At 73.6% G+C, this 13,394-nt stretch carries 11 protein-coding genes; 3 read left to right on the top strand and 8 right to left on the bottom strand.

Going from position 1 to position 13,394, the window contains the following annotated elements:
* Positions 1-58 precede the first annotated feature (58 nt).
* Together H1226_RS13090 and H1226_RS13085 are read right to left on the bottom strand one after the other, a co-directional pair.
* Positions 59-1,018 (bottom strand): EamA family transporter, encoded by a 960-nt coding sequence (locus tag H1226_RS13090; RefSeq protein WP_258349230.1) that lies wholly within the window; start codon positions 1,016-1,018, stop codon positions 59-61.
* Positions 1,019-1,131: 113 nt separating this feature from the next.
* Positions 1,132-2,001 carry an MIP/aquaporin family protein gene (locus H1226_RS13085; protein ID WP_258349229.1) on the bottom strand — a complete coding sequence of 290 codons (870 nt, stop codon included), beginning with the start codon at positions 1,999-2,001 and terminating at the stop codon, positions 1,132-1,134.
* Positions 2,002-2,368: 367 nt separating this feature from the next.
* Here H1226_RS13085 and H1226_RS13080 point away from each other — a divergent pair, with 367 nt between their 5' ends.
* A complete protein-coding gene (locus H1226_RS13080; protein ID WP_258349228.1) occupies positions 2,369-5,179 on the top strand; it encodes an aconitate hydratase in 2,811 nt (936 codons plus the stop codon).
* Between the two features lie 78 nt (positions 5,180-5,257).
* Here the strand turns inward: H1226_RS13080 and H1226_RS13075 are convergent, their stop codons facing one another.
* Positions 5,258-6,652 (bottom strand): LCP family protein, encoded by a 1,395-nt coding sequence (locus H1226_RS13075; RefSeq protein WP_258349227.1) that lies wholly within the window; start codon positions 6,650-6,652, stop codon positions 5,258-5,260.
* A gap of 290 nt (positions 6,653-6,942) precedes the next feature.
* Here H1226_RS13075 and H1226_RS13070 point away from each other — a divergent pair, with 290 nt between their 5' ends.
* Both H1226_RS13070 and H1226_RS13065 read left to right on the top strand, forming a co-directional pair.
* Positions 6,943-7,218 carry a hypothetical protein gene (locus tag H1226_RS13070; protein ID WP_258349226.1) on the top strand — a complete coding sequence of 92 codons (276 nt, stop codon included), beginning with the start codon at positions 6,943-6,945 and terminating at the stop codon, positions 7,216-7,218.
* A 346-nt stretch (positions 7,219-7,564) separates the two neighbouring features.
* Entirely contained in the window at positions 7,565-8,275 is a 711-nt protein-coding gene (locus H1226_RS13065) for an SAM-dependent methyltransferase (protein ID WP_258349225.1), read from the top strand.
* Between the two features lie 13 nt (positions 8,276-8,288).
* Here H1226_RS13065 and H1226_RS13060 read toward each other — a convergent pair whose 3' ends face one another.
* From H1226_RS13060 to egtA, 5 genes are all read right to left on the bottom strand, one after another.
* The gene (locus H1226_RS13060; protein WP_258349224.1) at positions 8,289-8,753 is read right to left on the bottom strand and encodes a nitroreductase family deazaflavin-dependent oxidoreductase; all 465 of its coding nucleotides are present in this window, start codon (positions 8,751-8,753) and stop codon (positions 8,289-8,291) included.
* An 81-nt stretch (positions 8,754-8,834) separates the two neighbouring features.
* Positions 8,835-9,806 carry an L-histidine N(alpha)-methyltransferase gene (gene egtD, locus H1226_RS13055; RefSeq protein WP_258349223.1) on the bottom strand — a complete coding sequence of 324 codons (972 nt, stop codon included), beginning with the start codon at positions 9,804-9,806 and terminating at the stop codon, positions 8,835-8,837.
* Positions 9,803-10,558: an ergothioneine biosynthesis protein EgtC gene (gene egtC / locus H1226_RS13050; RefSeq protein WP_258349222.1), complete on the bottom strand. Its 756-nt coding sequence runs from the start codon at positions 10,556-10,558 to the stop codon at positions 9,803-9,805. The genes egtD and egtC overlap by 4 nt, the downstream gene beginning before the upstream one ends.
* A 7-nt stretch (positions 10,559-10,565) precedes the next feature.
* Complete coding sequence (gene egtB / locus H1226_RS13045; RefSeq protein WP_258349405.1) at positions 10,566-11,864, bottom strand: ergothioneine biosynthesis protein EgtB; 1,299 nt, start codon at positions 11,862-11,864, stop codon at positions 10,566-10,568.
* Between the two features lie 160 nt (positions 11,865-12,024).
* Positions 12,025-13,272 (bottom strand): ergothioneine biosynthesis glutamate--cysteine ligase EgtA, encoded by a 1,248-nt coding sequence (egtA, locus tag H1226_RS13040; protein ID WP_373690052.1) that lies wholly within the window; start codon positions 13,270-13,272, stop codon positions 12,025-12,027.
* Positions 13,273-13,394 lie beyond the last annotated feature (122 nt).

The following is a 13,394-nucleotide window of genomic DNA, read 5'->3' as shown; positions in this document are numbered from 1 at the left end:
GTCCACGCCGCCAAGACCGCCTACCAGCGCATGTCCCGCACCCGCGCGGCCTGACCGATCAGCGCTCCGGCGTTGCCCGGACCTCGACGGGCCGGGCGGTGGGTTCGACCGCGGGGGCGGACCGCTGGGCGATGAAGGCACCGGCGAGCACCAGCGCTCCCCCGGCGAGCTGCCACGGGCCGACGTGCTCGCCGAGCAGCAGCCAGGCCAGCACCGTGGCCACCACCGGCTCCAGGAACGCCACCGCGCCCGCGACCGGCGGCGACAGCCGCCGCACCGCCAGGATGCCGGTGAGGTAGGCGAGCACGGTGCTCACCAGCACGACCCATCCGACGACGAGCAGCGCCGGGAACGGCGTGCCGGACAGCTGCACCGGCCGCGCCAGCAGCGCCCAGTCCAGCTCCCACGGCCGCGCGACCAGCGTGACGACGGCGGCACCGACGAGCAGGCCGTAGGAGACCAGTGCCCGCGGATCCACCTCGGCGGAGCTGTCCGAGAGCAGGAAGTACCCGGCCTGGCACCCGGCCGCGGCCAGCGCGAGCAGCAGCCCGGCCGGGTCGAAGCGCAGCCCGGCGGCGACCTCCACGACGCACGCCAGCCCGACCAGCGCGAGCGCGGTGCCGATCGCGGCCTGCCTGGTCACCGGGGCGCGGCGCACGAACCGGATCCAGCCGAGGACCAGCACCGGCCCCAGGAACTCGATGAGCAGCGCCACCGCCACCGGGATCGAGGCGATGGCCGCGAAGTAGCAGGTCTGCACCCCGGCGATGGCGAACAGCCCGTAGCCCAGCAGCAGCCACGGCGCCCGCCGCAGCGCTCCGGCGTGGCGCACCGCGAACGGCAGCATCAGCAGCGCCCCGCCCGCCAGCCGCATCCACGCCACCTGCAGCGGGGTGAAACCGACGGTGATCAGCGGTTTCGCGAACGGGCCCGAGCCGCCGAAGCAGAACGCGGAGAGGACCGCGGCGGTCACGCCGGCGGACTTGGGAGCGGCGAGCAGGGTGCGCACGCAGGTCATCGAAGCACAGGCGCCGGGCCCGCCGCTCCGAGTCCCGGCACCACCCGGAGCACCGCACCTCCGCGGTTCCGCCCGACCGGTCGACCAGCCGGATCGAGGGCGGACCGTCCGGTCTAGTCGCCGGTCCGGCCGGGTTCGGGCGCCGTGTCGCGCGCGGCGAGCACCCGGCCGATGAACAGGTCGTAGACGACCGCGCCGAGCACCCCGCCGACCAGCGGCCCGACGATCGGGATCCAGAAGTACCAGCTGAAGTACTGGTAGCTGCCGGGCAGCGCGATCTGGTCCCACCCGGCCAGGTAGGTCCACAGCCGCGGCCCGAAGTCGCGCGCCGGGTTGATCGCGTAACCCGCGTTGGTGCCGAAGCTCAGCCCGATGGCGGTCACTACCATCCCGATCAGGAAGGGGCCGAGGTTCGAGGCGGGCGCGGTGTTGCGCAGGTCGATGAGCGCGCAGATCAGCGCCACGAGGATCGCGGTGCCCACGACCTGGTCCAGCAGCGGGCCGAACCAGGAGTCGCCGAAGTACTTCGCCGGGAACGTCGCGAAGATCGAGAACGTGTCCAGCGATTCCGGGCGGGTGACCCCGGCCTTCGCGTTGTAGGCGTCGATGGCCCACCGGTAGCAGGCGTGCACGACGCCCGCGGCGAGGAAGGCCCCGACGACCTGCGCGGCCACGTAGGGCACGACCTTGCGCCACGGGAAGCTCCGCCGGACGGCGAAGGCCAGGGTGACGGCGGGGTTGATGTGCGCGCCGCTGACGCCGCCCGCGATGTAGACGCCGAACACGACGGCGAAGCCCCAGCCGAAGGCGATGATGAGCCAGTTGCCCGCGCCGAACGCGTCCTCCTGGCGGCCGGAACCGGGGAGCCCGGCGAGCGCGACGGCCACCGAGCCGCAGCCCAGCAGGATGAGCACGAAGGTGCCGAGGAATTCCGCCGCCAGCTCGCCGCCGAGCCCGCTGCGGGACCGCTCCCGTGTGGCCATGGTTCCCCCCTGCGCTGGAGCGCCGGACGGCACCGTTCCGCCCGGGCGGTCTGCCGCGTCGAGCGTAAGTCCGCGGCCCGGTGGGCGCGCGGCGCCGAGGAGGGCGGGACGCGCCCGGGGCGAAACGTGATCTCCCGCACCGTTCCGCGGCGTTCCGGAGGGGATTCCGCCGGAAAAAACGGGGTTGTGCACGAACCGGAACATCGGACGGCCGATTCGGGCGGACCCGGCCTTGAGCCGGATTACAGGACAAGCGTACTGTTACGACCATCAGACCGCCGGGGCTGCGCGCATGCTCGGCCGACGTGCGCGAGACTCGCGGTCGTTCCCTGAACTGACTTGCGCCCGTCGCGAGATGGAGTTGAACGTGACTGCACCTGCGAGCAAGGACAGCTTCGGTGCCCGCGGCACGCTGAAGGTCGGTGACGCCTCCTACGAGGTGTTCCGGCTGAACGCGGTCGACGGCGCGGCGCGGCTGCCCTACAGCCTCAAGATCCTGCTGGAGAACCTGCTGCGCACCGAGGACGGTGCGAACATCACCGCCGACCACGTGCGCGCCCTGGCGAGCTGGGACGCCAAGGCCGAGCCGTCGACGGAGATCCAGTTCACCCCCGCGCGGGTCATCATGCAGGACTTCACCGGAGTCCCCTGCGTGGTCGACCTGGCCACCATGCGCGAGGCCGTCGCCGACCTCGGCGGCGACACCTCCAAGGTGAACCCGCTGGCCCCCGCCGAGCTGGTCATCGACCACTCGGTGATCATCGACGTGTTCGGCAAGCCGGACGCCTTCGAGCGCAACGTCGAGTTCGAGTACGGCCGCAACAAGGAGCGCTACCAGTTCCTGCGCTGGGGCCAGGGCGCCTTCGACGAGTTCAAGGTCGTCCCCCCGGGCACCGGCATCGTGCACCAGGTCAACATCGAGCACCTGGCCCGCACCGTGATGGCCCGCAACGGCCAGGCCTACCCGGACTCGTGCGTCGGCACCGACTCGCACACCACCATGGTCAACGGCCTGGGCGTGCTGGGCTGGGGCGTCGGCGGCATCGAGGCCGAGGCCGCGATGCTGGGCCAGCCGGTCTCGATGCTCATCCCGCGCGTGGTCGGCTTCAAGCTGACCGGGGAGATCCCCGCCGGTGCCACCGCCACCGACGTGGTCCTCACGATCACCGAGATGCTGCGCAAGCAGGGCGTCGTCGGCAAGTTCGTCGAGTTCTACGGTTCGGGCGTCGCCTCGGTGCCGCTGGCCAACCGCGCCACCATCGGCAACATGAGCCCCGAGTTCGGCTCGACCGCCGCGATCTTCCCGATCGACGACGAGACGATCCGCTACCTCAAGCTCACCGGCCGCCCGGCCGACCAGGTCGCGCTGGTGGAGGCCTACGCCAAGGAGCAGGGCCTCTGGCACGACGCCGACCACGAGCCGGAGTACTCCGAGTACCTGGAGCTGGACCTCTCCACCGTGGTGCCGTCCATCGCCGGGCCGAAGCGCCCGCAGGACCGCATCGAGGTCTCCGACGCCAAGCCGTCGTTCCGCAAGTCGCTCACCGACTACGTGCAGGTGCAGAACACCGACGACGCGGCGCTCGACGAGGCCGGCGAGGAGTCCTTCCCCGCCAGCGACCCGGTGTCGGTGACCCACCACGGCGAGGGCGACAAGCCGCGGCTGGTCTCGGCCGCCGACGGCGCCTCCGGCCGCCCGACGAACCCGATCAAGGTGTCCTCGGACGAGTACGGCGAGTTCGAGCTCGACCACGGTGCCGTGGTGATCGCCTCGATCACCTCCTGCACCAACACCTCCAACCCGTCGGTGATGCTGGGTGCCGCGCTGCTGGCCCGCAACGCCGTGGACAAGGGCCTCACCCGCAAGCCCTGGGTGAAGACCTCGATGGCGCCGGGTTCGCAGGTCGTCACCGACTACTACGAGAAGGCCGGTCTCTGGCCGTACCTGGAGAAGCTCGGCTTCCACCTGGTCGGCTACGGCTGCACCACCTGCATCGGCAACTCCGGCCCGCTGCCGGAGGAGATCTCCGCCGCGGTGCAGCAGAACGACCTGTCGGTCACCTCGGTGCTGTCGGGCAACCGGAACTTCGAGGGCCGGATCAACCCCGACGTCAAGATGAACTACCTGGCCTCGCCGCCGCTGGTCATCGCCTACGCGCTCGCGGGCACCATGGACTTCGACTTCGAGACCGACCCGCTCGGTCACGACACCGAGGGCAAGCCGGTGTTCCTGCGCGACCTGTGGCCCTCGCCGCAGGAGGTCCAGGAGACCATCGACTACGCGATCACCCAGGAGATGTTCACCAAGGACTACTCCGACGTGTTCAAGGGCGACGAGCGCTGGCGTTCGCTGCCCACGCCGGAGGGCGAGACCTTCGAGTGGGACTCCGAGTCCACCTACGTGCGCAAGCCCCCGTACTTCGAGGGCATGGGCATGGAGCCGAGCCCGGTCACCGACATCTCCGGTGCCCGCGTGCTGGCGCTGCTGGGCGACTCGGTCACCACCGACCACATCTCCCCGGCCGGTGCGATCAAGCCGGACTCCCCCGCGGGCAAGTACCTCAGCGACCACGGCATCGACCGCAAGGACTTCAACTCCTACGGGTCGCGCCGCGGCAACCACGAGGTCATGATCCGCGGCACCTTCGCGAACATCCGGCTGCGGAACCTGCTGCTGGACGACGTGCAGGGCGGCTACACGCGGGACTTCACCCAGGACGGCGCTCCGCAGGCGTTCATCTACGACGCCGCGCAGAACTACGCCGCGCAGGGCACCCCGCTGGTCGTGCTGGGCGGCAAGGAGTACGGCTCCGGTTCCTCCCGCGACTGGGCCGCGAAGGGCACCAGCCTGCTGGGCGTGCGGGCGGTCATCGCCGAGTCCTTCGAGCGCATCCACCGCTCGAACCTGATCGGCATGGGCGTCATCCCGCTGCAGTTCCCCGAGGGCTCCTCGGCGAAGTCGCTGGGCCTGGACGGCACCGAGACCTTCGACCTGTCGGGCATCACCGCGCTCAACGACGGCGAGACCCCGCCGACGGTCAAGGTCGTGGCCACCAAGGGCGACGGTTCCACCGTCGAGTTCGACGCCAAGGTGCGCATCGACACCCCCGGTGAGGCGGACTACTACCGCAACGGCGGCATCCTGCAGTACGTGCTGCGCAAGATGATCCGCTCCTGATCACCTGCCGATCCGGCAGGTAGCTGATCGGCGGCCCCGGCACGTCACAAGCGTGCCGGGGCCGTCGCGCGTTCCGGGTCAGTTGATGCAGTTGATGCCGTCGGCGGTGAGCGGTTCCGGGGCGATGGGCTGCTCCTGGCGGGGCGCCGAAGTGCCCGTGCGGCTCGTCGTCGGCTCCGAGGTCCGCGTGGTCTCCGAGGTCGTGGAGCGGGTGCTCGACGAGCGGGTGGCGCTGGAGGGGCTCGTGGTCTCCTCGCTCGACCGGGACGTGCGGGTCGTCGAGGTCCGCGGCGAGCTCGTGGACGCGCCGGTCTCGTCGGCCTCCCGGGTGCTGCGGGTGGACGTCGACCGGCCGGTCTCCGCGGTGCGCTCCCCGGTGGAGCGCGCGCCCGTGGGATCGGCCTGGCGCGGCACCGGCCTGCCGTGCGCGGCGCCCTGCACGGCGCGGCCGACCTCGACCGGATCGACCCGCACCGCCTGGCCGTCGCGGGTGTCGAAGTTCGCGTCCCGGATCGGGATGGTGGAGAACTCGACGGCCCCCGCGGTGAGCCCCTGCATCCGCTGGGCGAAGGTCAGCACGTCCCACGCCCGGTCCAGCACGATCGACTGCCGCGCCGAGTCGATCAGCTCGCTCAGCCGCGCGGGCTGCGCGAGCACCCCGCCGGAGGTCGCGGTCCGCACCAGCCCGGCCAGGAACGCCTGCTGGCGCACCATCCGGTCCAGGTCCCCGCGGGGCAGGCCGTGGCGCTGGCGCACGAACGCCAGCGCCTTCGCACCGGCGATCCGCTGGTGCCCCGCGGCGAACTCCGCCCCCGAGTAGGAATCGCGCACCGGCCGCTTCAAGCACACCGGCACCCCGCCGACGGCCTCGGTGAGCCGCGCGAAGCCCAGCAGGTTCACCTCCGCGTAGTGGTCGACCTGCACCCCGGTCAGCCGCTGCACCGAGTCGGTGACCAGCGATCGGCCCGCGTCGGCGGAGCGCCGTTCCCGCTCCGCCGGGTCGAGCCCGACCAGGCGCGCCGCGGCCGCCGCCTTCCCCCGCCCGTACGCCGAATTGATCTTGTGCTCGCCGTGCCCCGGGATGGTCGTGTACGTGTCGCGCGGGATGGAGAACGCGGTGGCCCGCGACCCGTCCTCCGGCACGTGCACCAGGATCAGCGTGTCGGTCAGGCTCGCCGGGTTCCGCCCCGCCCCCAGCCGGCGCAGCACGTCGTCCGGCAGCGGCCGCCCCTGCGCGTCGGTGCGGCTGTCCAAACCCACCAGCAGGATGTCGGTGGCCCCGTCGGCCGTCGCGCCCTCGGTGGCGGCGCTGGTGCTCAGCGCCCACCGCAGGTCGCCGTAGTTCGCCCAGCCGTAGCCGGTCACCGCGAGCACCGCCGCCGACAGCAGGGCCGCGCCGACCCGGGCCACCGTCGAAGCCCGTGACCGGTGCGGCAGCCGCGGCGCGTCGAACGCGCGTGATTCTCGACCCAACGAGCCACCCCCTGGATTGCGCGGACCGCTGGTCAGGCTAGCCGCGGCTGCCCCGTTCAGCCGTGCGCCGACGGCCCGCTGCCGCATCGGCGGACGTGCTCCGTTCCGCCGAACACCCGCGCGCAGCACCGGGAACGTCCGGGCACGGTCACCGTCCGCTGCGCCGAACCCGCCCGCGGATCGGAGGTTCCGCCCTCCGCCCGCTGTCGTTACCCTGCTCGGGTAGCGGCGCCGCCTACCCCGCGTCACCCGCGTCGGCGGCCGCGTCCCACCCCCGGAGGTGAACCGGCTTGCCCGACGCATCGGAGAACGCCCCGTCCGGTGGCCGACGAACACCCGCCCGCACCACCCGGGTCGTGGCCGTCCGCTACGCGCCGGGCGCCGTCGCCGAATCCCGCAGACAGGCCCACCTGGCCGAAGCCGACGGGCCGGTGGCGGACGTCGTGCGCTGGACGACCGCGTGCGGCGAGCTGATCCCCGCCGACGTCGCCGAGGTCTCGCCGGGACCGGCGGGCATGCCGTGCCTGCGCTGCCTCGTCGGTCTCCCCGCACCCGGCCGCGCCTGACACGGGCCGCCTGCGGGCGGTGCTCAGCGGACCTGGTCGCACGTGACGCACACCATCCGGCCCCCTTGCTCGGGGATCAGCACGTGATCACCGCCCGCCGGGCACTCGTCCCCGCACGGCTCCCGCGACGGCCGGTCGGGCTGCGCCACACGGGGCGGCCTCCCCCCGAAGCCGGGTCGGCTCGCACGGGTCATCGGCCCTCCTCGCGGTCCGGCTGCGCGCACGGCCGCAACTCCGCTCCGGTCCCGGGGCGCGCCCAAGATCCATCCCGGCGGTTCCGCCCGCCGCAGCCGGGGGACGAAACACCGGGCGGGGGTGATCTCCGGGTCCGCTACCCTTGCCGCCGATGAGCGACAGCGACTACTTCTCCATCGTCGAATCCACCCACGACGTGCAGAACCCGATCAGCCCAGCGAAGCTCCGCGAGGTCGCCGAACACCTCGAGATCGGCGCCGGTGACCGGGTGCTCGACGTCGGGGCCGGGCGCGGTTGGTGGGCCGCCGAACTCGCCGCGATGGGCGCCGAAGTGGTGGGGCTGGAGAACAACGAGGAGTTCGTGCGGGCCGCGCGGGACCGCGCCGCGGCCTCCGGGCTGACCGACCGGGTGCGGCACGTGCACGGGCCCGCGCTGGAGTTCGAGCCGGAGCCCGGCGGGTACGCGGTCGCGACCTGCCTGGGCGCGAGCTTCGCGCTCGGCGGGTTCCGCGCGTCGATGGAGTGGATGGTCGCGGCGCTGGTGGAGCACGGCCGGTTCGCGATCGGCGACGTGCACTCCGTCGACGGTTCCTCCACCGAGGAGCTGCCGTCGCTGATCGAGCTGGTGCACGTCGCCGAGGAGTTCGACGTGGAGGTCACCGGCCTGGTGTCGGCCTCGCTCGACGACTGGGACCGCTACGAGTCCGGGCAGTGGAAGAACGCCCACACCTGGGCCAGGCGCAACCCCGAGCACCCCGACCGGGAGCGGGTGCTGGGCGACTCGCGCCGGTTCCGCAACGACTACCTGACCCGGGAACGCGGGTCGCTCGGCTGGTCGGTCCTCATCGGCGAACGCCGCTGAGGACCCGCTCGCCTCAGCGCGGGGTGAGGCGGAAGACGCGCAGTTCGCGGCCGCCGGCGCGGCGGGCGTAGTCCGCGTAGGCGGGCCAGAACGGCAGGACCACCTCGTGCCACAGCCGTTCCCGCTCCTCGCCGGTGAGCAGCACCGCGCGCACCGGGACCCGGCGGGAGATCACGTCCACCTCGGCCTCCGGGTGCGCGAGCAGGTTCGCCGACCAGGCCGGGTGCGACGCCTGGCCCCAGTTCGAGCCGACCACCAGGAAGTCGTCGCCGTGCGGCACGTACAGCAGCGGCACCTCCCGCGGCAGGCCGCTGCGCCGCCCGGTGGTGGTGAGCAGCATCGAGGACAACCCGGCCAGCCGTGCCAGGCCGATCCGGCCACCGGTGCGCCGCTGCACGGCGAGGTCGGCGGGCACCAGCTTCCGGCCCGCCGAGGCGAACCACTGCTTGCGACCCAGCCACTGCGCAACCTTGATCATGCCGCTCACCCGGCCAACCCTGTCACACCGCACCGCGGCCGCGACCCGCGGTCGTGATCGCGGCCACGGTGCGGGCGGGGTTCAGACCGCGGTGGCCAGGGACAGCGCGAAGTCGCCCGCGTCGTCGAGCCACCAGCGGGTGAGCTCGAACCCGGCGTCGGCGAGTTCGCCCTCGACGCGGGTGCGGCGGAACTTCGCCGACACCTCGGTGCGGATCTCCTCGCCTGCGGCGAGCTCCACGGTCAGGCCTAGCTCCTCGATCGGCACCCGCATCGCCCGGCTCGCCCGCAACCGCATCTCGATCCACTCCTGCTCGGCGTCCCACCGGGCCACGTGCGCGAACGCGTCCGGGTCGAACCCGGCGCGCAGCTCCCGGTTGAGCACCCGCAGCACGTTGCGGTCGAACTCGGCCGTCACGCCCTGGGCGTCGTCGTAGGCCCGCACCAGCCGGTCCGGGTCCTTCACCAGGTCGGTGCCCAGCAGCAACCACTCCCCCGGCCGCAGCGCGGCGCGCACCGCGACGAGGAACCGGGCGCGCTCGGCGGGCGGGAAGTTGCCGATGGTGCCGCCGAGGAACGCCACCAGCCGCCCGCTGCCCGCGGGCACCGCGGCGAGCTCGGTGGTGAAGTCGCCGACGATGCCCCGCACCGGCAGCTCCGGGTAGTCCACGGCGATCGCGGTGATCGCCTGGCGCAGCGCGGACTCCGAGACGTCCAGCGGCACGAACCGCCGCAGCGTCGCGGTCTTGCGCAGCGCGTCCAGCAGCAGCCGGGTCTTCTCCGAGGAGCCGGAGCCGAGCTCGACGAGGGTGCCCGCCCCGGTGAGCTCGGCGACGTCCACGGCGTGCCTGCCGAGGATGCCGTGCTCGGCGCGGGTCTGGTAGTACTCCGGCAGCGCGGTGATCCGCTCGAACAGCTCGCTGCCCCGGGCGTCGTAGAGCCACTTCGGCGGCAGCCACTTCGGCCGGTCGGTCAGACCGGCGCGGACGTCGGCGCGCAGTTCGCGGGCCGCGTCCTGCTCGGTGAAGTGCACGACCAGTTCGGGTTCGGTCACGGCGTTTCCCCCTCGTCGAGTAGTGGTGCGACGTGCACGGATCCGGGCCGGGCGACGACCAGGTGCCGGTCCGGGACCGGCTCCCACCGCGCGTCGTCGCCGAACGGTTCGGAGGACAGCAGCACCGAGTCGGCGGTGCGGCGCACCGACAGCGCGTGACCCCAGGTGCTGGCGACCAGCGCGGAACCGTCGGTGAGCAGCAGGTTCAGCCGCGATTCGGGCCGGGTGCGCACCACCTGCCCGACCACGGCGCGCACCGCCCGCGCCGGGTCCTCGCCGCGGTGCAGCCGGTGCCGCAGCAGCGCCCACAGCACCGCGGAGTCCGTCGGCGCCTCCAAGGTCATCAGGTCCACGACGTCCAGGTCGGCCGCGGCCTTCGCCAGCGACTCGGGCCAGCCCGCGACGACGCCGTTGTGGCTGAACAGCCACCGCCCGTCGGTGAACGGGGCGCACGCCGCCTCGCTCACCGGCATGCCGACCGTGGCCGAGCGCACCGCCGCCAGCACCGCGCCGGAGCGCTGCCTGCGGGCGAGCTCGGCGAACGAGCGGTCCGTCCACATCGGAACGGCGCGCCGGTGCCGGGCGGGTTCGCCGTCCTCGTACCAGCCGGCGCCGAACCCGTCGACGTTGACGGTGCCGCCGCCGCGCATGTCCCGCGGCGCCCACGTCTGCTGCAGCAGCGAGTGCGGCGGGTCCAGCAGCAGTTCCGCCAGCGGCAGCGGTGGCCCGAGGTATCCCAGGTGCCTGCACATGCCGCGCTCAGCCGAGCTCGCCCGGGCGCGGGGTGCGCGCGCAGCGGAAACCGCTGAAGATCTGCCGCCGGATCGGCAGGTCCCAGTTGCGGAAGGTGCCGCGGCAGGCCGCCGCGTCGGTGCCGAACGAGCCGCCGCGCAGCACCTTGTGCCCCGGCCCGAAGAACACCTCCGAGTACTCCCGGTACGGGAAGGCGCCGAAACCCGGGTACGGCAGGAAGTCCGAGGAGGTCCACTCCCACACGTCCCCGATGAGCTGGCGCGCTCCGCACGGCGCGGCACCGCGCGGATAGGCGCCCGCCGCCGCGGGCCGCAGGTGCCGCTGCCCGAGGTTCGCGTGCTCGGGCCCCGGGTCCCCGTCGCCCCACGGGTAGCGCAGCGAGCGGCCGGTGCGCGGGTCGTGGCGGGCGGCCTTCTCCCACTCCTGCTCGGTGGGCAGCCGCTTGCCGGCCCACCGCGCGTAGGCCTCGGCCTCGTGGAAGCTGACGTGCAGCACCGGTTCGTCCGGCGGCAGCGGTTCCACGTGCCCGAAGCGGCGGCGCAGCCAGCCGTCGCCGTCGCGGCGCCAGAACCGGGGCGCGGTGAGCTCCGCGTGCTGCCGGTACGCCCAGCCCTCCTCACTCCACCAGCGGGGCTGGTCGTAGCCGCCGCCCTCGACGAAGCGGCGGTAGGCGGCGTTGGTGACCGGGGTGGTGTCGATGAGGAAGTCCGGCACGTGCACCGGGTGGGCGGGGCGCTCGTTGTCCAGCGCCCACGGTTCGGTGGAGGTGCCCATCGTGAACGGCCCGCCCGGCACCAGGACCTCCGCCGGGAGCGCCTCCGCCCCGGCCGCGGGCGGGTCGTCGGCGGTGAGCACCGGCGGGCCCTTCCGCAGCTGGTGGGTGGCCAGCATCGTCTCGTCGTGCTGCTGCTCGTGCTGCACGATCATGCCGAAGGCGAACGCCTGCTCCACCAGCCGCCTGCCCTCCAGCGGGGTGCGGTCGAGCAGGTCGAGCACCTTGGTGCGCACCTCCCCCACGTAGGAGCGGGCCTCGGCCGGGCCGAGCAGCGGCAGCTGCGGCCGGTCGCGGCGCGGGTGCTGGAACGCGTCGTAGAGGTCGTCGATGTCGGGGCGGATCGCCTCGGCCCCGCCGACGTCGCGCACCAGCCACAGCTCCTCCTGGCTGCCGATGTGCGCGAGGTCCCAGACCAGCGGCGACATCAGCGGCGAGTGCTGCCGGGTCAGGTCGTCGTCGTCGACGCTGCCGGTGAGCACCTCGCTGCGCTCGCGGGTGCGGACGAGTTCTTCGGCCACGCGCGAGCGCAGCCCTTCGACGCCGAGTTCGGCGAGGTCGCCGCGGCCGGGCCGCGGGGCGTCCTGGGATTCGGTACCTGCCTGGGACCTGGTGGTCACCGGGTCACCTCCATGATCGCGGGAACGGGCGCGCCGGGCCGCCGCCGCGGCGCGCGGGACGACTGCGCGCCGATCAGCGGGCTTCGGCGAGCCGCCGGGGCACCACGTCGGCGAGCGGCTCCACCAGTTCCGGGGTCTCGTCCAGCCGGTCGAGCTCGCGGCAGGCCAGCTCCAGCACGGCCGCCGCGGTGCGGGCCAGCGCCGGGTCGGCGAGGCCGTGCCGAGCGGCGTCGACCCAGCGGCCGCCGGCGGGGACGGCGAGTTCCAGCACCCGGTCCACGGTGGACTCGTCGGCGAACAGGGCGACGAGCGCGGCGGTGGGCAGCATCCAGTCGTCGCCGTGCTGCGCGTCCAGGTAGCGGACCTCGAAGTACCCGCGCGGGCGCACCGGGGGGAACAGGGTGCTCAGGTGGTAGTCGAGGTCGTCGAAGGTCGGTGGCCACGGCAGCGCGCCGCAGATCCACTCGGCGAAGGTCACCCCGCCGGGCGCCCGCCAGTCGGTGCCGTCCCGGCGCAGGCACAGCAGCGCGGTGTCCAGCACCCGGCGCGCCCAGTCCGCGGCAGGGTCGGCCGTCGCCGGTCCGGGCCGCATCCGCGGGATGTCGGTGCGCAGCAGCGAGCGGGTGCGCACCGACGCCCAGCCGGTGGGGTCGCCGAACAGCTGCGGGGAGTTCGCGAACGCGGCGATGAACACCGGTCCGAGCGCGTGCAGCGCCGCCCAGCGCGCCGCGATCCGGTGCGGTTCACCGGCGTCCAGGCACACCTGCACCCCGGCGGTGCTGCACATCATGAGGCGGCCGCCGATGCCGATGCGGTCGAACGCGCACTCCATCGCCGCGTAGCGCGGGACGTCGAGCAGCCGGTGCGGGATGCGCCACGGGTCGGTGCCGCGCTCGCCGAGCAGCAGTCCGCCGTCGGCGAGCCGGCTCCGGACGTGCGCGGCGTCGGCGGCGGTGGTGTCGAGCAGGGTGCGCAGCGAAGGGGACGGCAGGCTGGAGACCTCGACCTGGCCACCGGGTTCGACGGTGAGCGCGGAGCCGTTCGGCAGCGGGCGCTGCGGGCTGTCCGGGACCAGGGAGCGCGGGGCGTGCGGGCCGAGCGCGGCGATCAGCGCCTCGGCGTCGAGCGGTCGTCGCGGGTCGGCCGCGTGGTGGACGGTCCATTCGAGTTCGACGCCGAGCAGCCGGGGAGGGCCGTGCTTGAAGCAGACCGAGGCCACGTAGGCCTCCGCCTCGGCGCGGGTGCGGATGCGGGAGCTGGGGACCTCGGCGGGCGGGTGCGCCGCCGAGGGGGAATCGATCGAAGCGGTCATGCGGGTCATCACCACCTGGATGGGGCACCGGCGTCACCGGGGCCCGTCGGGGGGCTGCCGGGACCGTCCGGGCGCGGTGCCTGCCCGACCGGAGCCGGCGGGAACGCCCGGAATCGGGCGAAGTGCGCGGG

The sequence above is a fragment of the Saccharopolyspora gregorii genome (assembly GCF_024734405.1).
Taxonomy (GTDB): Bacteria; Actinomycetota; Actinomycetes; order Mycobacteriales; family Pseudonocardiaceae; genus Saccharopolyspora_C; species Saccharopolyspora_C gregorii.
This window is presented reverse-complemented; position numbering and strand designations above follow the sequence as displayed.